The following is a 20,743-nucleotide window of genomic DNA, read 5'->3' as shown; positions in this document are numbered from 1 at the left end:
TACGCGTTATATCTTAAACAAAAAAACCTCCGCAAGCGGAGGTTTGAGTTATCCAGGGAGGAGGATAACTTAAAACTTCTGATTAATTCTCAGATAATAAGTACGACCCAATACATCATATAATCCGACGTCCACATCACGATAATCGGCGTAGGTATAGTAGTTTGGTGCATCTGCATCAAACAGATTATTTACCCCGACGGTGATTGAACCGTTGTACGCGTGGTTATAAGCAAATTGGATATTGTGTTTAAAGTAGTCAGAATAATCGACATAACGGGTAGTCTTTTCTAACTTGTTATAGTAATCAGCCGATTGACTACCGATATACACGACTGTCCAAGCCGCAGAGAAATCGTCATATTTCCAACTGGTTGCTAAATTTCCGCGCCAATCAGGCTGTGTAACAAGACCCGCGTAATCAATCATTTCAGCACTAGCATTAGCTTGCTCTTTAAAATCCAAAACATGGGTTAAATCGAACTTGAAGTTAAAATCACCAATTCCAGTTTCAAGGTTATAGGCTATGTGAACAGCCTCTGTTCCCATCGAGATCCACCCCTTCAAGCTTGGTGTTGTATTTCAGCTCAATATTTTCAAGCGAAGTATAGGATAAATCGAGGTACCTTAAATCGGGTAAATTGAAAAGTTCAACAGAACCAAGGGGATTTCTTTGGGCTCTTAAATCTTGTAGCCCGATAACTTCATTTAAATCCAAGTTTTCAATCACATTCCCCCAGCCAGAGAAACTCTATCTAGGTTTTGGTAACTTTTACACGTTTAAGTAAATTGGTTTGTAAATTTGCAAGCCATAAGTTAGTTAAGTTAGATAAATCTCCTCAAGGCGATTATGGGAGATAAATACTATAAATCCAATTTCTTGATATAAGGGTTACCATAAAGCCCTAAATATTCCAAACCGGTAAGGCTTGTTCAGTCTAATGAGTTGACAGCCGTATAAGTGAAGCTAAGAGATTTCAAGTTGCTTAACGTTTCAACGCCTTCGATTGCATAAATACCATTGCGACTGCAAGACAGTTCCGAGACATCTTCAATTTGTTGCCAACCTTTATCTTCTACCCAGAACTCAAAACATTGTTACATTACTGGATGTTTAAAATTGGCTAGGGATTTAAATGAGGGTAGGCGGTTTGTTCGTTGAATCATTACAACCCAATAGGGTTATTATAACAATAAGGTAAAATAACTTCACTTTATTACATCCTTATAGAGGCCAAAGAATGGACTTTGGCCTAATAATTAACCGTTAGTAGGTTGTTCTTAGTGTCGAAATAACCTGATTATAATTTTTACCTTTGAGAGTAACTTGGTATTGCGATTTCAAGCTAGAAATATGGTTGTAAGCTTCTGATCCATTTTGTGGTCCGTATTGGACGTATCGATAGAAGTAAGTCTTACCCGAAAATCGATCTGATACTATATAGTCTTTACATTTTCCGCTAATTTGATTAGCTGACTCAACACCAGCTCGATACGCCATCACCATATCACAATTTGTTGCACGAGATGTCATAGTGATATTTTGACTTATTTTTAATTCGGCGGCGCCACGAGCCTCAATTTTGTCTGCTAAACTATTGCCAAGATATTCTAAGTAGGCTTTAGAGATTTCGCCATAGTGTACTTTATCAGCGTATATAGCATATGACAGACTTGCGGCTAAAGATTCTTGAATAGTTAGATCTGCATAATATGATTTTGTATTCCAAAATGCCGGTGATTGACTTAAGTCATGCGAGCGAACTTCCAATTGAGTGACCATAGACTCAAATCGTTTGCCTTGCAGTAGAGAGTCGTTATATGCTTTAACCGCCTCTTCAAGGGAACCTATTTTTGAAATCATATCATCATGAACATAAGTGTCAAATCCAGTCTGAACTATATTTTCTATTGCAGCCAAGCTTTCTTCACTTAACGTGACATAATTTGGTGCGGATTTACCAAAAATGGCGTTCTTTAAAGCTGACTGTAATCCACTTTTTATTGCAGACGTTGCCGCACTAATAATTTCATTAGCAAAAAAACTCGTAGCTATTCCTATAAATCCGACAGCTTGCTGTTCATTTTCAAAACTTTGTTCATGAGGTTCACCAGCTAAAACCAATGAACTAAACAGAACAGCACTAGTAACCAATGTAAGTTTTTTCATATAAAGTCCTTTTTAAAGATATAGTTAACTTATAAAAATGATGCATAGAAAATTATCTTCACATCCAACGTTACACTTAATACTGCATTTTGCTAATAGTAAATTAGCAAAATGCAGTATTAAGTTTTATTATAATCAAGTCAAGCAACATCTGAATTTTATACAAAATGAAATATTAATTTAAGAATCCACCTTCTGAAGAAGGTGGTTTTGCATTCCCCCTGACCCGCTTAAGCTTAAAAGTTTCCGTTAGTTAACAAAGTATGATCCCGCCCTGTACTAGTCAGTATCTGATGGTGATATTTATGAATTTAACGGATGGGAAATTCAAATAAATAAAAAATGCCACTCAAATTGAGTGGCATTTTATTAACTGCTGTAGATTACTTCGCTGTAATCTTACAACCTTCTACACTATCTGAGTTTTCATACACAATGTCACCCACTGGGTTGTAATCAGCAGCAACGATAGATTGTTTCTCTTTCAGGAAAGTATAAAGTAAATCGGCGTCAACATAGCCTGTTTGGATTGGGCTTACCAATTTGGGATAACCGTCACCACCAGCAGCGTTAAAGCTAGGCACGGTGAACTTATAGGTTGCCGTTGCGCTAAATGCTTTACCATTGATTTCATGAACTGTCGCTTTTTTGGCTACACAGTCAACGGTCATCTTCACGCCTGTAATTTGCGCATAACCACCAGAACCAATTTGAAGACTACCCACTGCACCTAAATAATCAGCAGCGGCCGCACCAGTCATCTCGTTTAAGGTCACCATATTGCCGAAAGGTTGAACGGTAAGTACGTCACGGTAAGTAATGTTACCCGCTTTGATAGAAGCGCGCACACCACCTGAGTTCATCACCCCAAAATCAGCAGACACTTTACCACTTTGTGCCATGGCTAACATACGACCCAAGTTGGTCTGCTTGTTACGCACATTTGCACGCTCACCATCGAGCAGCGCATCGGTAGTCGCAATCACTTCATCTAACTTAGCTTGACCTTTCTCTTGATAGTAAGAAAGCAGCTCTTTTAACTCTGTATCAGGCTCAATCTTTTCACCGACGAGCACTTTTTTCTTGTTACCCGCTTCATCAGTCACTTCTTTAACTAAGTTCACTGGCACTAATTTGTAGCTGGCTAAGTGAAGTTCACCATTGAAGTATTCAAAGTCCGCACGACCGACATACTTACCCCATTCGTGGGCTTGCATAATCCAAGTACCATTTTGTTGATCTGGTGCGCAGGCATCGCCCGGTTTGAATGCTGCATAGGCCTTATTGCCAGGCTCCATACAGACGGGGTTTTGTGAATGGCCGCCAATCACCACCTGTAGATCGCCTTCCTTCAGTGAACGGGCTAACGCCACATCACCAGGCGCATTGCTACCATTTTGGCCATCGGCGTAGTGACCCATGTGTGTCACTGCAAAAATGATGTCCGCTGACTTAGCCTCTTTGATTTCTTTGATGACGTTGGCAACTTCTTTCTTTGGATCTCTAAACTCTAATTCACTGATATATTCTGGGTTACCGATCTTAGCGGTATCTTCAGTGGTTAAACCGATAACAGCTATTTTTACACCATTAACATCGAAAATTTTATAGGCATCGAAATAGCGAGTGCCATCAGCCTTATAAATGTTGGCCGCTAACATAGGGAATTCGGCAAGGCTGCGTTGCATATCCACAACTGATAATGGATTATCAAATTCATGGTTACCGACTGCCATTGCGTCATAACCAATTTTGTTCATACCAGTAAAGTCAGGAATCGCATCTTGTAAATCGGATTCAGGCACGCCAGTGTTAATATCGCCACCAGAAAGTAACAGCGTTTGACCACCTTTCTTACTCACTTCGGCACGAATTTGATCAACCAAGGTTTTCTGGGCGGCTAAACCATATTCGCCATCTTTGTTTTCCCAAAAACGGCCATGGTTATCATTGGTATGAAGGATTGTAAATGTTTTACAGGCAGCGCCAGCTTCGGCGCAAGTTGTTGGAACTTTATCATCATCACTATTACAACCTGCTAACGCAGTCAGCACTGCAGTTGCAATGAGTCCTTTAATAAGCATATTTGTCATTACATCAACCCCTTGATTTTAATTATTTTATCATAGATAGATTGTGCGAGTACCATCAACTCTCGCGCCACGCATAATATCAAAGAATAAAGATTAATTGTGTCATTTTTATTAATAAACGTGACTTTAATGTGGGATTTTTGACGAATTTTAATACAGATTTGTTTCAAATAAAAAATAAGCTAAACGGCTTATTTTTTATTTTGGGATTTAATAACAAATATAATTACAATTCTAAAGTTAAACGCTTTAGTTTAAACAACTTAGAAAAAAATAATGAACCACTGCATTGTTCTTTATAAAAAACACCAAGCGGCAAAAAACCATTTACCGCATGATGGTTTTATCGGCATTTAGATTCAACTACATTTCAAAACGCTGTTGTAACCAAGTACTAATGGCTTTTAATTGTACAGGAATAACTGAATGTGGCATCGGATAGGTTTGCCATTGCACCTGATAACCTCCGCTAATTAACGCCTCTTTTGCCAATAATCCCGCCGATAACGGGACGACATCATCCTGCTCGCCATGCTGAAGCAAAATAGGCGTATTAGTATTGGCCGCACTGAGTTGGCTTGGTAATACATCGGCCGTTGGCAGATAGCAGGATAACGCCATAATACCGGCAAGTTTGTGTGGGTAACGTAATCCAGTGAACAGACTCATCACCCCACCTTGACTAAACCCCGCCAGCACAATACGCTCACTTGGAATACCTGCGGCGATCTGCTCATCAATCAGTGCCTGAACACTTAACTCGGATGCCATCACTCCCTGCATATCGGCTCTATCGTGTAAGTCCATGCTTTTAATGTCATACCAAGCACGCATAATATAACCACCATTGATGGTCACCGCTTGCTCAGGTGCATGGGGAAAAATAAAGCGAATACTGTGATCCGCTGGCAATCCTAGCGCAGGTACAACGGGGGCAAAACCAGCACCAGAATCGCCTAACCCATGAAGCCAAATCACAACGGCGGTCGCTTCAACTTGGGGTTCAATCACAATACGTTCAAGCGTCATACTGATATATCCTTTCTAAATCAAATTGAAAATTAAGGTTAAATGTCATCAAGCACCAGAGCCAATAGCCAAGTGTGTGCTTACAGATAATCAATCCCGAGGAGTGCTTGCAGTGATTGCAACTGGTCTGAGTTATCTAATTTCATGCTCCAACGCACGCTGCCGCCATTGGCGATGATCATCGGAGGGTCAAGCCTAAGGCTTACATCCTCAGCACTCGCTTGAAGCACAACATTGGCCACACTTAGTCTGATCTGTACTTCAAACTCAGTTGCTATCAGCTTACCCTGTGAAAAATCCAGTACCATAGTTGTCCAGTTCTAGTCATAAGACATTGTTAACATCGCGCCATGATAACAAAGTTACTTCGCCTGAGATGATTTTTTAAAACAAGTTCAAGTTTGATTACACTTCTGTACCAGCTAAATAGCCCCAAACCTACAGAGTTCGAGTAAAATCAGGGCGCAACGGATACGGTCTCTCGCGGCTCGCACTCCTCTTAAGCCTAATAATCATTATCACACTGGGTTTGTTATATGTTTTTATCTCGTCGTACCCTCATTAGCAGCGCCCTGTTGATGCTGCTGCCATTCGTTCAATATGCCAACGCCGCCGATAGTTTACCTAACAGTAATCTTGCCAGCGTCGCCACGAGCCCATTGCACTCAGTCGCAGATAACCTGACTTTTGCAAATTACCAACAGGTAAGCATTCACCATATTGAACTGGCGCTGAACGTGGATTTTGAGCTGCAACAACTCTCGGGTAACGTCATTCTCGAGCTGGATTGGCATAAGGCAGGCAAAACCCTAGTGTTAGATACTCGCGATCTCACGATTAACAGTGTGAGCATGTTAAATGCAAAAGGCCAATGGCAAGCCGTGCCCTTTCGTCTCGGCGTTGTCGATAAGGTCAAAGGCGCGGCGCTTACCATCCAATTTCCTCAAGAACGGGTCGCCAAGGTAAAAATAAATTATCATACATCGGCCAATCCATCAGGTATTCAATGGCTTACTCCAGAGCAAACCCAAGGTAAGCAATGGCCATTTATGTTTAGCCAGAGCCAAGCTATCCACGCCAGAAGCTGGATCCCGCTGCAAGATACACCTGCAGTGCGACAAACCTACAGCGCCACTGTTACCACCAAGCAAGGCATGAGTGTCGTGATGAGTGCCGACCGGACAAGTCTGTCCGATACACAAACCCAATTCACCATGCCGCAGGCGATTCCAGCCTATTTGATTGCCATTGCTGCTGGCCACTTACAATTTGCCGCCTTAGATAAGACCTCTGGCATTTGGGCTGAGCCCGAAATGCTCGCCAAGGCCAGCAAAGAGTTTACCGATACGCCAGCGATGATCGCCATCGCCGCCAAACGTTATGGTGATTATCGCTGGGGTCGTTACGATCTGTTGATCCTGCCACCTAGCTTCCCCTTCGGCGGCATGGAAAACCCTCGTTTGTCTTTTATCACCCCCACCGTTATTGCGGGAGATAAAAGTTTGGTAAGTTTAATCGCCCATGAACTGGCCCACTCTTGGTCTGGCAATTTGGTCACTAACGCGACTTGGCGTGACCTCTGGCTCAACGAGGGTTTTACCACCTATGTTGAAAATCGGATTATGGAAGATCTCTATGGCCGCGACCGTGCATTGATGGAGCAAACCATTAGTTACTCAGAGCTGCTGGCAGAATTAGCCGAGTTGCCCGCAGGCGACAGCGTACTGCATATTGACTTAGGTGAGCGCGATCCCGACGATGCCTTTAGCGGCGTGCCCTATGTCAAAGGCCAATTATTCCTGCGCTTCCTTGAACAAAAATTTGGCCGTGAACGCTTCGATAACTTTGTCAAAAGTTACTTTGATCACTTTGCGTTTCAGAGTATTACCACGGAGCAATTCCGCAACTATCTCACGCAACATTTACTACAACGCTATCCCAATATCGTCAGTGAATCCGAGGTTGATACATGGATTGAGGGACAAGGTTTACCGCCATTTTTAACACCGCCCAATTCACCCGCCTTCGATGATATTGACGCCCAGCGCCAAGCTTGGTTGGATGGCAAAGCAAAGGCTAGCGCACTCAACACCCAAGGTTGGACTGTGCATCAATGGCTGCGATTCATTAACGAAATGCCACGGTTAAATCTGACACCTGCACAACTTTTGGAACTCGATAACGCCTTTCATTTTACCGGCACCAGCAACAACGAAATCGCCTTTGCTTGGTATTCCCTCGCCCTCGACAATCGCTATTTCAGCGTGTTACCTGCATTAAAGCAGCATTTAACCGAAATAGGCCGGCGCAGGCTGATTGTGCCCTTGTACCAAAAACTGGCGAGCAGCGAACATTACGACTGGGCAAAAACAGTCTACCTTGCAGCGCGCAGCGGCTACCATCCACAGACTCAAGCCAGTTTAGATACGATGTTTAGCGATACTCCCATTGAGCATCAGCATTAACCACAAGTGAAGATTGATCTGGAGTGTGAAAAGCTAAAGATTAGCCAATTGCATGTCAATTCATCGAAGTAAGCGCCGTAAAGAGCGATTTGAGGTGAATTTACCGTCCCGAAATAAGGTTAATACCAATCGTATTAAATATCTGTTCATTCAGCGGGAATTCAACGCGCTTTAGACAAGGCGAAGGCTTGAAGGCATAGTGCTGCTCTGTCGAAAGCCATAAAGCGCGTTGAAACCAGCCCTTTGGGAGCCACACAGGCATCCCACTCCGGTGTTGCATTGACTTAAAAGGGAATGACCATTTCTGCGTCAATGCGCCTTGGATTGAAATGCCTGTGAGGCTCTGAACTGATGAGATATTTAATGTGATTGGTATAAGACAGCATTCAGATATTAACCCAACAAAAAAGCCCAAACTTAAGTTTGGGCTTTGCTTTATCATCGGAAGGTGTTTGTATCGCAGCACTTAAAATGCGCCAGCAGCGCTATCAAACATCACACTCAGGCCGATTAGTGGTGATGACCACCGACGCCATGGGCATGACCGTGGGCAATTTCTTCATCGCTCGCATCACGGGCGCCCACCACTTCGATATCAAAAGTTAAATCACGGCCTGCTAATGGATGATTGACATCCACGGTTGCCATAAATTTGCCGACTTTTACGATTGTCACTTGGCGTTGACCGTGATCAGTATGAACCACCGCCGTCATACCAGGTTTCCACACGCTTGCGCCTAACAGGTGCTTAACCGATACACGTTGCTGCGCCGCTTCACCTTCAATACGTTGGCCATAGGTTTCAGCACATGGCAGCGTCACAGTGAACTTTTCACCGACGGCTTTACCGTTAATCGCATTCTCAACACCAGGCATCATGTTGTCATGACCGTGTAAATAGGCGATAGGCTCGCGACCTTCATTGGTTTCAATCACTTCGCCTTTTTCGTCGCGCAGGGTGTAATTAAACTGCACAACCATATCGTCTTTAATGTTCATCGAATATCCTTTGACTTGCTTCGATTTCAAATGTCGGCCGAGCTTAGCAAAACTGGCCTTTGCACTCCACTGTTTTATCCCTGCAAACTTAACCGCGATGAGATACGTCCAGATTAATGATTAGGAAATAAAGCTGGATAGACGAAGTATCCACCGCGCCAATGTGGCGCAGTGGTTGTTTCAAGCATAGTCTGCGGGCGATTGCATAAAACGAGGCGTTTATCAGAGTGAAATACCTAGGGCAGTAAACACTTCTGGGCTTGGAAAACCATCGGCAATCATATTGTTACTACGTTGGAATGCCTGGATCCCCGCCGTAGAATTGCGCCCAAGCACGCCGTCCGGTTTACCGACATCAAAGCCGGATTCATTTAGTTTGGTTTGTAACTGTTTGATTAGCTCACGGCTTAATCGAGGCTGCTCGGGTGGTGTCACCTTGAGCGGTTCACCACCATTAATCCGGTCAGCCAAATGGCCTACGGTGATGGCGTAAAATTCAGAGCGGTTCCAACGCATAATCACATTGAAGTTTTCATAACCTAAGAATGCAGGGCCCGTATGACCAGAAGGCAAGTACAGTGCAGCTTTCAGATCGATAGCAGGTAAAGGCAATCCATTCGTTTGCAACACAGATTGCGCCGCCCATTGAGACAAAGGTAGAGCCTGTTTTGCACCAAGATGCTCATAGCCGAAATTGCTTGGCAATAACACTTCACGGCCCCAGCGTTCGTTACGCTGCCAACCTAAGTGTTGCAGAAAGTTTGCCGCAGATGTGAGAGCATCTTCTGTGCTATTCCACAGATCCGCTTTACCGTCCCCATCACCATCGATGGCGTATTTAGCATAGGCCGAGGGCATAAACTGAGTATGCCCCATGGCGCCCGCCCAAGAGCCCACCATAGTACGCTTATCGAAGCCATATTTTTCTTTTAACTTGAGCGCTTGCATCAGCTCAGTCGTAAAATAATCACTTCGACGTGGCTCGCAGGCCAAGGTCGCGAGGGAATCTAAAACGGACATTTTGCCTTTATAGGAACCGTAGTTGGTCTCCAGCCCCCAAAAAGACAGAATATATTGGGGCGGCACGCCATATTGCTGCGCGAGTTGTTCAAGCAACACTCGGTGCTTTTTCAGCAGACGTCGACCTTCATTTACTCGCCAATCAGTTGCCCGTTTGGTGAAGTAATTGGTGAAAGTTTGGCTAAATTCAGGCTGGGACTGGTCAAACTCAATCACCTTAGGCACAAACTGCAGACTGGCCACAGTGTTGTTAATGGTCTCTTCGGATAAACCTTCACGTCGAGCGCGCTTCTGGAGGTTTGTCACGCAAGTCGGAAAGGCTGCTGCATGACTGGTGATAATCTCGTTCAATTGCACTTCTTGCGCAGCGGCTTGCGTCTGTACGATAGCAGTATCACTATTATTGCTAGGCGTACTGCTAGACGTTGGCGAGCTAGAACAAGCACTTAAGCTCACACACGCTGTGATACTCGCAGCAAGATAATACATTCCTTTTGCTTTCATCAAATCAATTACTCCTCAATTCAGTGCTAAGGGATACCTTAGCTGAGCCAAGCACGAGTTGGGTATTGACTCATGCCAAGAGAGATACGATTTTTAGCCACAAAGAGGTTGCTAGCTTAATTCAAGAATATACGAGAATGCGCAACGGCCAAAAATCCACAAATGTATTTTCTCCCCCACGGAAAATCCACCAGATGCGCGTAATTCAAGTTACCACCGATTTACGCCTCTAGAGCGCACATCCTGACCCATAGCGCCCGCCAACACAATGCTCATCGCAACAAATACACGGATAAATGCACTTATTGCTCAGTTAAACTACAGCGAAAAAATCTTAACAAAGAATCCCTTGGCCTATCTAGCCGTTGCCGTATAATGGGTAAGTTAACAGCATACAAAGAGACCTATCATGACTGAAATCAACGCAGCTTTAGCAGGCTTTATCGAAAATGTAAAAGAACATCAAACACTGTGGGGTTTGATGGATGAGACTGGCGAAGGCTGGGTGGTTTGTGACTCTGGTGAGTTCGAAGACACAGATGTGATGCCACTATGGTCAAGCGAAGCGCAAGCAAAATCACACTGTACCGAAGAATGGAAAGACTACCAAGCCGTTGCGATTAGCCTCGAAGAATTTCTTGAGTACTGGGTATCCGATTTAAACGATGATGGCGTATTAATTGGCGTTGATTGGCAAAGTGATGAGGATTGTTTAGAACTCGATCCTATCGTACTTGCCAAAGATTTAGTTGATGTTGAAGAAGTCTAATCTCATCAACTTCATGCTTAAGACATCAAGGACTGAGGTGCTCAGACCTTGATGTTGGCGATTCCTTGTATCGATATCCCCTTCGATAAGCGTCACCTTTGCTGGTTTTGTGGTGAACCCTGTAAAGATTTATTTGAGTATCATGCAACACCGCATGCGCCCCATCCATCCCTCGCATTACCTTGCTGTGCAGAATGTTTAAAACTGGCGAAACAATATCCCTTAACCTCAATTTGGGACTGCCGAATGGCGGTAAAAGATGCCTTAATGGCTATGTACGCCAAACATTTAGCCATTGGCATTAATTGGACCGAGGCGGAACTCGCCGAATCTGAGTTTTCCTGCAAAGTGTTTGAAGGCTTTAAAAAAAGCGCGTGGATGATGTATCAAATCGCCCGCGATAGGATCAACTATCCTGGATGGCCCATTATGCTCGACGGCGTTGAACTTGAATGCCAGCAAGGCTGTACTCAGTTTGAGTTTGATGGCGTCACTTATTCTTCATTGCCTGCTGCCCTTCACTATTACAGCAAACAATTTTGCTTAGACGCGGCGTTTTTTGCAGAGCTAGTCAGGCTCGTTGGACGACAACGATTTAACTATGCACTTCGGCTTGCACGGATCCATATCGCCGCCGCGAAAGAAATGAAGCGTCAAGTCATTGCCGATGTCAAAGCCGAACTGAGCGAGTAACCTCAATTACGCGTCGCGAGTGCCACGCTATAATAGACGCCAGAAAAATAACTAAGCCGCCAATAGCGTTGATGTTGCTAAAGCGACCGCCCCTCTTCAAAGTATTTATTGTTTAACTCAGTAGTCCAATTAACCTAAGTAGCTTGCTAACTTACATTACACTTTTGGTTTGAGTCGCGATTTTAACTTATTATTTACCAAGGATTTGTTTTAACCTGTCCTGCACGACTTCAACCAATAAGTCAGGTTGGAACTTAGAAATAAAGCGATCGCAACCCACCTTCTCCACCATGGCATTGTTAAAGCTCCCACTCAGGGAAGTATTTAGCGTGATAAATAAGTCAGCCATGGCCTTATCGTTACGAACTTCATAGGTCAGTTTATAACCGTCCATTTCAGGCATTTCGGCATCGGTGATCATCATGAGCAGTTCTTTGGTGACATTCTTACCTTCATCGCGCCATTTTTGCAGTAAATGTAACGCTTGCAACCCATCGGAGGCTTCGATAATTTCAATGCCAAGTTGCCCAAGAGTTTCACGCACTTGCCGTCTTGCCGTCGATGAGTCGTCAACGATCAGTATTTTCCTGCCGGGCATTTTGTCTAATAAGCTCTCATCCAACACCCCTTCAGATAGGCTGATATCGTAATGGACAATTTCGGCCAGCACCTTCTCAACATCAATGATCGAAACCAGTTGCGACTGACCTTGATAATCGATACGAGTAATTGCAGTAAGATAATTATTCCGACCCGCCGTTTTTGGCGGTGGCATAATATCGCTCCATGTCATGTTGATAATATGCTCGACTTTACCGACTAAAAACCCCTGCACACTGCGGTTATATTCGGTGATGATCATATTGGCAGTATCATCTGGCGGCACAGGCTTGAAACCAATGGCCGAACGCAGATCAATCACCGGAATAGACATACCCCGAATATTGGCAACACCTGAAATATGGGGATGACTCCCAGGCATGGCATTCAGCGGGGGTAATTTAACAACCTCTTTGACTTTAAAGACGTTAATCGCAAATAACTGCATCGAGTTAATCCGAAACAACAGCAGTTCCAATCGATTCTCACCGACAAGATTGGTGCGTTGATCTACCGTTGCCAATACATTTGCCATAATGCTACTTCTCTACTCTGGAGGAAAAACTTCCCTCAGCTGCTAAGGATTAAGCTAAATTATAGCGGTAAACTCGCAATGAGAACCATGTGATATGTCGATTTTATCTAAAAATTACAATCACTCGGATGCAAGAATGGCGAATTTGCTAAATCAACCGTTTGTAGAATAAACACCAACCCCAACTAAGCACAATATTTGACAATTTAACACCCTCAAGGCTTAAGCACACCCCTTCTGAGCCAGCACCATACCACTCAAATTAAACAAATTCCTGTCGCATACAATTTGAAAGCCCGCTTGGCGAAGCATATGTAATAATTGTTGATGATTAAACCGATTCTGCTGCGGATGCTCAAAGAGCCGACGACTCAACGGATTACAAATCGCGGCACGGTAAAGATCTTCAATCACAAAATACCCGTTCGGCTTTAATACCCTGGCAACTTCAACAATAGCGGATTGCCAGTCGGGGATATGATGAAACACCGCAAAATTAAACACTGTGTCAAACTGCGCCTCCCTAAAAGGCAATGCGGTCGCATCGGCAATACTAAATTCAAGCTGTTCTAGCCCATGGGTTGAAGTGCGCCAATAAGCCTTAGCTGCACTCACCATCTCAGGGTCGAGATCCACCGCGGTAACATGCTCGGCGCCAAAATGCTCACGGATCAAATGAATACCATTGCCAAAACCACAACCGATTTCGAGCGCGTGTTGAATATAAGGCTGCGGTTTAGGCATCATTGACGTCAATAACGGCGCTTCAATATGGTTTTGTAACCAAAAACGCAGCGGATGCTGAACCAGCTTTTTCTCGAATGGGTTTAACTTCATCATATCCCCTTAAATGAGTTGGCTATTGCTTGGAGCACTGATCAAATTCTGATGATGGTACGTAATGGTAGAAACTAAAGTTCACCCGAGGCCACTATGAAATTACCTCTTTTTCCCTTGCCCATCTGTTTATTGCCCGAGGGATACACTCAATTACGGATTTTTGAACCTCGATATAAACGTTTGGTGGCTGAATCACTTAAATCAGGCGATGGCTTTGGCCTGTGTATGACATCAGAAGAAGTTAACACGCTTTATCCGATAGGAACTCTGGTGCATATCATTGATTTTGAGACCTTATCTGACGGCATGTTAGGCGTAAGCATTGAAGGGAAACAACGATTTATCCTCGGCGATATCAGTGTGGAGTCCGATGGCCTAAAACGTGCGCAAATCAATTTAATCGATAACTGGCCAGCAGCACCTATTCATGAAAATGAACATTATCTCAGTGACATGTTGCAAAATATCCTTAAAGAGTATCCAAAGCACCTACAACAATATCAAGCGGCACAATTTGATGATATTGCATGGGTTTGCCAACGCTGGCTTGAGATATTGCCCATCCGTTCCGCAGAAAAATACACCTGCATTAATGCTCTGGACCACCAGCTCACACTGGATTTATTAAGAACCGTCATAAAATAATTAACAGTGATCCATTATTCAAAGGGCCACGTATTAGACAACATGCTTATCGAACATTGGAAGCGAAGCAGGATTTGAAGCCATGTTCGAACGGGGTTGAACCTTAAATGAAGAGCTCAATAATGGAAAATTTTCAATCACATTTAGCGCAAAATCGCTATGATAGGCAGTTATCGCCCCCTATCGAAATGGCTATGGAAAACGATAACCACAATTTAACCGCCGACGAACATATAACGGATATCGATCCTTTGGTGAGCGCCATCATCAAAGTTGCTAATCAAAGGGATAAAGCGGCATTTGGCTATTTGTTCAGCCACTTCATGCCCAAAATTAGAGCATTTGGTCTGCAACGATTAAATCAACAAGGCTTAGCCATGGATTTAGTTCAAGAGACCATGACCACCGTTTGGACCAAATCACACTTATACAATGCGGACAAAGGGTCTGTCGCCACGTGGGTCTTTACCATCATGCGTAACCAATGTTTCGATATGCTAAGACGGGTACAGCATAACCGAGAAGATGCATTTGGCGACGATATCTGGCCACTTTATGACGTTGCTGTTAACCAAGATAATAATCCTGACCATAAATTGACCGCCAAGTTACTCGCTCACTTAGATGCCCTGCCCCTTGCACAACGCCAAGTAGTACAAGGCATTTATATGCAAGAACTCACCCAGCAAGAACTGGCCGATGCCTTAAAAGTCCCCATTGGCACGATTAAATCGCGACTAAGATTGGGGCTGGAAAAGCTTAAAAGCTTTTTGGAGACACAACATGATTAAACATCACCCCCATGCAGAATTACTTCAGGCCCATGCACAAGGTGAACTCCCCTTGTCGATGTCTATGGCCGTCGCTGCCCATTGTGCCTTATGTCAAGAATGCCAAAATCAGATTGCTAAATTAACTGAACAAGCGGCCAAACTTGCTTTTGTTTCCTCCAGTGATGATCCGGTTCAACACAACGCTTCAAACGAGATTGATGTCGTCGATAATGACCCATGGCAACAAATGTTATCGAACATTATGGCGCTTCCCGAAAGCACAATGAGTGAACCCTACATAGAATCTTCAGTGACGGTTAGCCATAGAAATATCCGCTACCAAATCCCTAGGGTTTTTCGTCAGCATATTGCACTACCATGGCAACAAATTGGCAAAGTCAGTCGGATGCGATTCGATATTGACGAAAAAAATACCCGCGCCAGTTTATTATATATCGAAGCCTTAGGTGAAATTCCACAGCATACCCATAAAGGGTTTGAGTTAACCTTACTATTGTCAGGCGAATTTTCGGATTCGACAGGTAATTATGTAGTCGGTGACTTTATTATTTTAGATGGTAATACTCAGCATTCACCCACAACTCAAACGGGATGTTTATGTTATACCGTATTGGATGCACCACTCTATTTTACTAAGGGAATTAGTAAACTGTTAAACCCTATCGGAGAGCTCATTTATTAAATTGGCGGCGCATCTCCAGCTAACAAAATTGCCGACAAAATGCCCAACAAAGATATAACATAAAAACATTTCCCGCTGAGCAAAAATTACCCTTGCCAGCGGGGAATTTACTGTTATACTGCACCGCATCTTGAGAAGTATCTTGTTGTTACCCTTTTTATATCGGTTTGATTTGTATCAAACCTGATCCTCACAAAGAAAGCCTACTACAAGTAAGTCCTTAAAAAATAATGAGTTAGTGATTTCCGGCATCGACTCAAAAAAATGAACTCTTTAATTCAGCCAATGTCATAGTATTGTCACTTCGCTATGGTCAACTGGGCTAATTGAGATAATCCATTGACATAATCGATGATTTGCACTAGTTATCAATAAAGCATCTCTTGATTAATTATGGTGGAATGGGTAACCTCAAGACTCATTAGTATCATCTTTCGCAACTATGCTAAGGATATTTTATCGTTATTAATTGCTCACCTAAGGGTGAATTTAACTAAAAGGAGTGTGGCTTATGTCATACAAAATTAACGGTCATGAAATCACAGTGAACTTCCCTGTAGATTCAATTTCAGTCAATAAAACCTCGATTGCTTTTACCGATAGACAAGGTAAAAACAGACAGACTTTTTCAAAGCGCACCGAAGCCCTAAACTTTATGAAATGGCTTTTGTCGTCAAATAAATAAGTCTGAATTAAGTACTCATAGAGTACGAATATTGGCATGTTGGTTTATTCGGTTCTCATTTTTCTCGCCATACCGAAATCAACTCGCCTTTATCGATAGCCTAATATCACGATTCGCTATCCCTTCACGTCGATATGACGAACTCGTTTGGTTCAGCCAGTATCTCGCTCACATAGATACACGCTGAACCAAATGTGTATTAACCTAGATCAAACCAATCAACTTTCGCTTCTGCTAATATATTAACTTTCCTATTGTGAAGTATTATTATGTCAAAACCGAATACCAAAACCGCTATGCAACAGCTTATCGCTAAAATCCAGCAAGCCATTCCGCTGAATTTAAATGAAGCACAAATGTGTCAAGGCGAATGTTTAGGTTGTTCTAAAAAATGTTTGAAATGCTCGATGCAGAAATCAGTTATTGGCAATGTACAGATGCAATACCCAGCCTAAAAGATTTAAAAAACCTTGAAAACATTGGCTGTCGTACTTATAAAATTCTTAAACGAAACCAGCTTGTATATTAGCCTCTTTTTCTCACCGTTTTATTATTGTGTGACGAGCTCATTTAGCGATAACAGTCGTCATGACATACAGTATTATTAAAGTTGACTGGCAAGCGTATTCACAGAAAAACCGCATAGCCAGCCTACTTTCTATTCCATTATCGGTAGTGATTTGAATCGCTACATACACAAAATGTTAAACCACAAGACCCCTTCTCAGCGACGAGACGCTGCCAATCTTGCGCGAATATCAGCCAAAGAATATTCCGTTAATAATTCACCATCGGCAAATACGGGGACAAACTCGCAATTGTTAACATCTTGCCAGCTGGCTTGATCTTTAAGATAAAATTGACCCTGCTCATCTTTAAATACCGCTACTAAACCCTTAGCGGATTTTTTAGTGCCATCATCAGTTTTAGGATCTTTAAATATTTCTCTGTCTTTACCATCAACTTTCGCAAAGGTCGCTTTCACGGCATAACCGTCAGTATCTCGGGTCACGTGTTGATAGGTAAAACTGCCAATTCCAAACACAATATTGGTTGATGCAAAACCTTTGGCCTTCAAACCGGCACAAATGGCTTCAGCCCGTTCAATCGTAATTGAATCGCCATAAATCAGTCCGACATGGCTATCAAGTAATTTGTAACCTTTGGCAGTTGTGCTGCCCCCAAAGACATCCCACAAACACTCGATAGCGCCTTTATACTCAGGGCTCCCGATTGGTGCTTGTGGATCGCCACAAATGATCTTCACAGGGCAACCCGTATCAGGCCTAAACACCACTTTGCCATCGCGGGCAAGAATGCGGTCTTTTAACGCTAAGGTGAATTCTGTCATCACCTGCCAAAAATCCCAAGAATCAGAAACGATACTCACAATGCCTGTAGGGTAAATATCTTCAATCAGACGGCGGAACGTCTCTAATTCATTCTCCATGCCACCTGCGCACATCACGCTGTGCTCCGTTGCAGGCACACTGCCACCGACAAGTTCTTTATCACTATCAGCAAGGTAATATTGCTCAAGAAAATCAATGGCGGGTATGGTATCTGTCCCAGTAAAACTGAGTAAATGGGCGGCGCCGCTCATGATCGCGGCCTCTACACCATACATGCCACGGAAACTAAAATCGTGACCCTGCCAATCAACAAAAGCGATGTCACCATCGGTTTCTAACGCATAAGCCTCAAATATTTTGCGGTATTGCAGCGCGGTAGTAGCACTAGTACACATACCCCACACATTAGCGGAAAGGATGGTTTCGAGATAATTGGTCAACCAAAAGAACCGCTCATCGGTATTGTACAAAATCAAGCAAGGCACTTTTAATGGATATACTGAGCCTTCAGGCAATGCCATGATTTTTATTGGTAAATAGCCTAAATCATGCAACTCCTCAATATGCTGAGTGCCGACATTATTCGGTCCGAGATAGTTATTAATGCGGCGGGAGAATTGGCAGATCACTTGCTCTTTGGGCTGTTGAAAGAAATCACGGTTCCAACTGTCAATTAAGTAATGCTTGATAAAATACTGCAAGCCAAAAAATACCATTTGGTCTGTATAACCACGACGGGATTTACGGGCGGTCAAGTTACTAAAAATCACTTGAGTATTATCGGGATATTGACGACGGTGGTCGACTTTGTAGCCATCAATAGCAGTAACGGGATTCAAGTACATAATATTTTCCTTAATGATTCATATAACTCAAAACAGCATGGCAATCACAGAACTCGCTCGAAATATGGGTAGGGACACCTAAACTATCGGTACAAAATAATCTGTCTATGCCCGCCTCACGCAGAGCCGATTCGCTGGCCTTATCTTCATAATGTGACACAATCAAAATGACGCTTTGGGCCCTTTTTTGCTTTAACTTGATTGCTAGTTCGATAAAGGTTCTGCCACCAGCACAAATATCATCGACGATTAAGCAGGTTTTACCCGATAAATCATCACAGAACACTTCGGTAGCGATAATATGGCCATTGACCACATCACGATGTTTATCGGCCCTGATCACCGGCATTCCCTGTAACGCTTTAGCTAAGCCGAATACTTTCTTATTCGCCCCCGCATCGGGCGAGACTAACACTAGCTCACCAGTTAATTGGGCTGCGATCGCGGCGACAAAGCTGTGGTTGTCTATTACCTGCACTCGGTCTAACAATGCGGCGGTAACATCGCTGTGCGGGTCAAAAACGCTGACTGAAGCATATTGCTGCTGATTAATCAGGCTGGCATAGACTTTTACCGACAAGGCCTCGCCCACATTACACACTCTATCTTGGCGGGCGCCCGGCATATAAGGCAGTAACAGATCGATTTGCTCTGCACCGTTGCGGCGTAATGCATCAGTTAACAACAAGAGCTGCATGATGGAATGATCGCCACGATAACCGAAGAAAAGTGTGACGCGTTTCGCTGGAGGAACCAGTAGTTGTACATGATTCTCCCCCGCGCCAAATTGAAATAAACGGTAATTAGCCTCATCGCTAGCGGCGGGTAGCTGATAAAAATCGGCTTGTAAGCATTGCGCCTTAGAAACATCTTGAGACGTTTGAATTTGTTGAGACACTTGAATACGTTGAGACATAGTAACCTCCTGTCTATGGCAAGATTACCGCAATTAACGGCGCCCTTGTTGTCTACATGAACAATAGTGTCTTAAAGACATTATCATGTAAAGTTGATTTTTAGACTATTTCAGGCGGAGCAACCTGAAATGTTATGCTTAAATTGCATATAGTGTCTTTTAGACACTATTAATGGGTGCGACAACTAAGAAGCCACAATATGGGTATCGAGTAATAAAAGAACCGGAGACATTAGGGCAAAATCAGTAATAAAACAGTCTTTACTGAATCAAAGTAACCATTAACAACGCACAAACAGTCGTGGTTACTCCTATAGAGCAAGGCGAATACCTGCCTCAATCAGCCATCACTGTGATCAACATTCTAAATTTCTTAAGAAGCGATACGATGCCGTATCAGGTTTCAAGCAATATAAATTAGCAGGACGTCCCCGTTCGGTGCGCTTCAATCCGGTATCAATCAATAAATCGGCCTGTTCAACTCGCCGACGAAAAGATTTCCCTTGGATAGGCTTGCCCAGTAAAACCTCATGTACATGCTGCAATTCTGGCAAGGTAAAAGGTTCAGACAGTGCAAATCCTGGCACTAAAGAATATAAGGCTTTTTGTGTTAAGCGTTCCCGCGCTTGCTCAATTAACTGCAGATGATCAAATGCCAAGGGCATCTGTAACACATCCGCTAATGGCCACCACTTAACATCACTCACTGAAGCAATCTGGATTTGGCAGGCTTGATAACTCATCAAGGCGGTATAACACACAGTCACCGACCAGCCTCTCGCATCGCGACTGTTATTACCCACAGTGCATAACTGTTCAATGTAAGGTGGCACTACTGCAGTTTTTTCCGCAAGTTTACGTAACACAGTTTGCTCAAGGGATTCATCGCAAGTTTCATCGATAAAGCCTCCCGGTAATCCCCACAAACCTAAAAAGGGATGGTTTGAGCGTTGTACTAAGAGTACTTTAAGCTGCTGATCATGGTAGGTAAACAATACGGCATCAACCGTCAGTAGCTGAGCCTTAAAAGCCTTAGGATCGTAATTGGCGAGATATTCCGCTTCTGTCATGAGTATTTTCCATCGTTCGACATCATAAGCTTAACTT

Annotated in this window: 19 protein-coding genes and 1 pseudogene; 8 read left to right on the top strand and 12 right to left on the bottom strand. The window is 43.3% G+C overall.

What is annotated here, in order from left to right; all coding sequences use genetic code 11:
- Positions 1 to 69 precede the first annotated feature (69 nt).
- The 5 genes from SO_RS09240 to SO_RS09220 form a co-directional block, all read right to left on the bottom strand.
- Positions 70 to 549: a TonB-dependent receptor gene (locus tag SO_RS09240; RefSeq protein WP_238560571.1), complete on the bottom strand. Its 480-nt coding sequence runs from the start codon at positions 547 to 549 to the stop codon at positions 70 to 72.
- A gap of 718 nt (positions 550 to 1,267) precedes the next feature.
- Positions 1,268 to 2,170 carry a hypothetical protein gene (locus SO_RS09235; protein ID WP_011072088.1) on the bottom strand — a complete coding sequence of 301 codons (903 nt, stop codon included), beginning with the start codon at positions 2,168 to 2,170 and terminating at the stop codon, positions 1,268 to 1,270.
- 383 nt (positions 2,171 to 2,553) lie between these two features.
- Positions 2,554 to 4,263, bottom strand: coding sequence for a bifunctional UDP-sugar hydrolase/5'-nucleotidase UshA (gene ushA / locus SO_RS09230; protein ID WP_011072087.1), 1,710 nt, complete (start codon positions 4,261 to 4,263; stop codon positions 2,554 to 2,556).
- A gap of 363 nt (positions 4,264 to 4,626) precedes the next feature.
- Positions 4,627 to 5,292, bottom strand: coding sequence for an alpha/beta hydrolase (locus SO_RS09225; protein ID WP_011072086.1), 666 nt, complete (start codon positions 5,290 to 5,292; stop codon positions 4,627 to 4,629).
- Between the two features lie 80 nt (positions 5,293 to 5,372).
- Complete coding sequence (locus tag SO_RS09220; RefSeq protein WP_011072085.1) at positions 5,373 to 5,600, bottom strand: DUF3389 domain-containing protein; 228 nt, start codon at positions 5,598 to 5,600, stop codon at positions 5,373 to 5,375.
- 228 nt (positions 5,601 to 5,828) lie between these two features.
- On the opposite strand from SO_RS09220, the gene SO_RS09215 reads away from it, so the two are divergent.
- Positions 5,829 to 7,757, top strand: a complete 1,929-nt coding sequence (locus SO_RS09215; RefSeq protein ID WP_011072084.1) for a M1 family metallopeptidase — start codon at positions 5,829 to 5,831, stop codon at positions 7,755 to 7,757.
- Between the two features lie 510 nt (positions 7,758 to 8,267).
- On the opposite strand, the gene SO_RS09210 is transcribed toward SO_RS09215, so the two are convergent.
- Both SO_RS09210 and SO_RS09205 read right to left on the bottom strand, forming a co-directional pair.
- Positions 8,268 to 8,756 carry an FKBP-type peptidyl-prolyl cis-trans isomerase gene (locus SO_RS09210; RefSeq protein ID WP_011072083.1) on the bottom strand — a complete coding sequence of 163 codons (489 nt, stop codon included), beginning with the start codon at positions 8,754 to 8,756 and terminating at the stop codon, positions 8,268 to 8,270.
- 222 nt (positions 8,757 to 8,978) lie between these two features.
- Complete coding sequence (locus SO_RS09205) at positions 8,979 to 10,280, bottom strand: lytic murein transglycosylase (protein WP_011072082.1); 1,302 nt, start codon at positions 10,278 to 10,280, stop codon at positions 8,979 to 8,981.
- 409 nt (positions 10,281 to 10,689) lie between these two features.
- On the opposite strand from SO_RS09205, the gene SO_RS09200 reads away from it, so the two are divergent.
- Together SO_RS09200 and SO_RS09195 are read left to right on the top strand one after the other, a co-directional pair.
- A complete protein-coding gene (locus SO_RS09200; RefSeq protein WP_011072081.1) occupies positions 10,690 to 11,049 on the top strand; it encodes a DUF2750 domain-containing protein in 360 nt (119 codons plus the stop codon).
- Between the two features lie 51 nt (positions 11,050 to 11,100).
- Complete coding sequence (locus SO_RS09195) at positions 11,101 to 11,742, top strand: hypothetical protein (protein WP_011072080.1); 642 nt, start codon at positions 11,101 to 11,103, stop codon at positions 11,740 to 11,742.
- Between the two features lie 190 nt (positions 11,743 to 11,932).
- On the opposite strand, the gene SO_RS09190 is transcribed toward SO_RS09195, so the two are convergent.
- Positions 11,933 to 12,877 (bottom strand): chemotaxis protein CheV, encoded by a 945-nt coding sequence (locus SO_RS09190; protein ID WP_011072079.1) that lies wholly within the window; start codon positions 12,875 to 12,877, stop codon positions 11,933 to 11,935.
- Positions 12,878 to 13,099: 222 nt separating this feature from the next.
- Entirely contained in the window at positions 13,100 to 13,714 is a 615-nt protein-coding gene (locus tag SO_RS09185) for a class I SAM-dependent methyltransferase (RefSeq protein ID WP_011072078.1), read from the bottom strand.
- Between the two features lie 96 nt (positions 13,715 to 13,810).
- Here SO_RS09185 and SO_RS09180 point away from each other — a divergent pair, with 96 nt between their 5' ends.
- The 5 genes and pseudogenes from SO_RS09180 (at position 13,811) to SO_RS09165 (ending at position 17,052) form a co-directional block, all read left to right on the top strand.
- Positions 13,811 to 14,362: an LON peptidase substrate-binding domain-containing protein gene (locus SO_RS09180; protein ID WP_011072077.1), complete on the top strand. Its 552-nt coding sequence runs from the start codon at positions 13,811 to 13,813 to the stop codon at positions 14,360 to 14,362.
- Between the two features lie 122 nt (positions 14,363 to 14,484).
- A complete protein-coding gene (locus SO_RS09175) occupies positions 14,485 to 15,153 on the top strand; it encodes a sigma-70 family RNA polymerase sigma factor (protein ID WP_164925679.1) in 669 nt (222 codons plus the stop codon).
- Complete coding sequence (locus tag SO_RS09170) at positions 15,146 to 15,838, top strand: ChrR family anti-sigma-E factor (protein ID WP_011072075.1); 693 nt, start codon at positions 15,146 to 15,148, stop codon at positions 15,836 to 15,838. Before SO_RS09175 ends, SO_RS09170 begins: the two co-directional genes overlap by 8 nt.
- Positions 15,839 to 16,349: 511 nt before the next feature.
- Positions 16,350 to 16,523: a hypothetical protein gene (locus SO_RS22990; RefSeq protein ID WP_011072074.1), complete on the top strand. Its 174-nt coding sequence runs from the start codon at positions 16,350 to 16,352 to the stop codon at positions 16,521 to 16,523.
- Between the two features lie 269 nt (positions 16,524 to 16,792).
- A pseudogene (locus SO_RS09165) lies at positions 16,793 to 17,052 on the top strand (hypothetical protein).
- 195 nt (positions 17,053 to 17,247) lie between these two features.
- On the opposite strand, the gene SO_RS09160 reads toward SO_RS09165, so the two are convergent.
- From SO_RS09160 to SO_RS09150, 3 genes are all read right to left on the bottom strand, one after another.
- The gene (locus SO_RS09160; RefSeq protein WP_011072073.1) at positions 17,248 to 18,720 is read right to left on the bottom strand and encodes a nicotinate phosphoribosyltransferase; all 1,473 of its coding nucleotides are present in this window, start codon (positions 18,718 to 18,720) and stop codon (positions 17,248 to 17,250) included.
- A gap of 10 nt (positions 18,721 to 18,730) precedes the next feature.
- Positions 18,731 to 19,636, bottom strand: coding sequence for a ribose-phosphate diphosphokinase (gene prs / locus SO_RS09155; protein WP_011072072.1), 906 nt, complete (start codon positions 19,634 to 19,636; stop codon positions 18,731 to 18,733).
- A 356-nt stretch (positions 19,637 to 19,992) separates the two neighbouring features.
- Complete coding sequence (locus SO_RS09150; RefSeq protein ID WP_011072071.1) at positions 19,993 to 20,706, bottom strand: NrtR DNA-binding winged helix domain-containing protein; 714 nt, start codon at positions 20,704 to 20,706, stop codon at positions 19,993 to 19,995.
- Between the last annotated feature and the right edge of the window lie 37 nt (positions 20,707 to 20,743).

Source organism: Shewanella oneidensis MR-1 (assembly GCF_000146165.2).
Taxonomy (GTDB): Bacteria; Pseudomonadota; Gammaproteobacteria; order Enterobacterales; family Shewanellaceae; genus Shewanella; species Shewanella oneidensis.
The sequence above is the reverse complement of the archived record's forward strand: the minus strand, read 5'-3'. Positions and strand labels throughout refer to the sequence as shown.

Excerpts from the sequence above, each read along its gene's own strand:
- SO_RS09240 (WP_238560571.1), bottom strand. The coding sequence starts at position 549 with ATGGGAACAGAGGCTGTTCACATAGCCTATAACCTTGAAACTGGAATT.
- SO_RS09235 (WP_011072088.1), bottom strand. The coding sequence starts at position 2,170 with ATGAAAAAACTTACATTGGTTACTAGTGCTGTTCTGTTTAGTTCATTG.
- ushA (WP_011072087.1), bottom strand. The coding sequence starts at position 4,263 with ATGACAAATATGCTTATTAAAGGACTCATTGCAACTGCAGTGCTGACT.
- SO_RS09225 (WP_011072086.1), bottom strand. The coding sequence starts at position 5,292 with ATGACGCTTGAACGTATTGTGATTGAACCCCAAGTTGAAGCGACCGCC.
- SO_RS09220 (WP_011072085.1), bottom strand. The coding sequence starts at position 5,600 with ATGGTACTGGATTTTTCACAGGGTAAGCTGATAGCAACTGAGTTTGAA.
- SO_RS09215 (WP_011072084.1), top strand. The coding sequence starts at position 5,829 with ATGTTTTTATCTCGTCGTACCCTCATTAGCAGCGCCCTGTTGATGCTG.
- SO_RS09210 (WP_011072083.1), bottom strand. The coding sequence starts at position 8,756 with ATGAACATTAAAGACGATATGGTTGTGCAGTTTAATTACACCCTGCGC.
- SO_RS09205 (WP_011072082.1), bottom strand. The coding sequence starts at position 10,280 with ATGAAAGCAAAAGGAATGTATTATCTTGCTGCGAGTATCACAGCGTGT.
- SO_RS09200 (WP_011072081.1), top strand. The coding sequence starts at position 10,690 with ATGACTGAAATCAACGCAGCTTTAGCAGGCTTTATCGAAAATGTAAAA.
- SO_RS09195 (WP_011072080.1), top strand. The coding sequence starts at position 11,101 with ATGTTGGCGATTCCTTGTATCGATATCCCCTTCGATAAGCGTCACCTT.
- SO_RS09190 (WP_011072079.1), bottom strand. The coding sequence starts at position 12,877 with ATGGCAAATGTATTGGCAACGGTAGATCAACGCACCAATCTTGTCGGT.
- SO_RS09185 (WP_011072078.1), bottom strand. The coding sequence starts at position 13,714 with ATGAAGTTAAACCCATTCGAGAAAAAGCTGGTTCAGCATCCGCTGCGT.
- SO_RS09180 (WP_011072077.1), top strand. The coding sequence starts at position 13,811 with ATGAAATTACCTCTTTTTCCCTTGCCCATCTGTTTATTGCCCGAGGGA.
- SO_RS09175 (WP_164925679.1), top strand. The coding sequence starts at position 14,485 with ATGGAAAATTTTCAATCACATTTAGCGCAAAATCGCTATGATAGGCAG.
- SO_RS09170 (WP_011072075.1), top strand. The coding sequence starts at position 15,146 with ATGATTAAACATCACCCCCATGCAGAATTACTTCAGGCCCATGCACAA.
- SO_RS22990 (WP_011072074.1), top strand. The coding sequence starts at position 16,350 with ATGTCATACAAAATTAACGGTCATGAAATCACAGTGAACTTCCCTGTA.
- SO_RS09160 (WP_011072073.1), bottom strand. The coding sequence starts at position 18,720 with ATGTACTTGAATCCCGTTACTGCTATTGATGGCTACAAAGTCGACCAC.
- prs (WP_011072072.1), bottom strand. The coding sequence starts at position 19,636 with ATGTCTCAACGTATTCAAGTGTCTCAACAAATTCAAACGTCTCAAGAT.
- SO_RS09150 (WP_011072071.1), bottom strand. The coding sequence starts at position 20,706 with ATGACAGAAGCGGAATATCTCGCCAATTACGATCCTAAGGCTTTTAAG.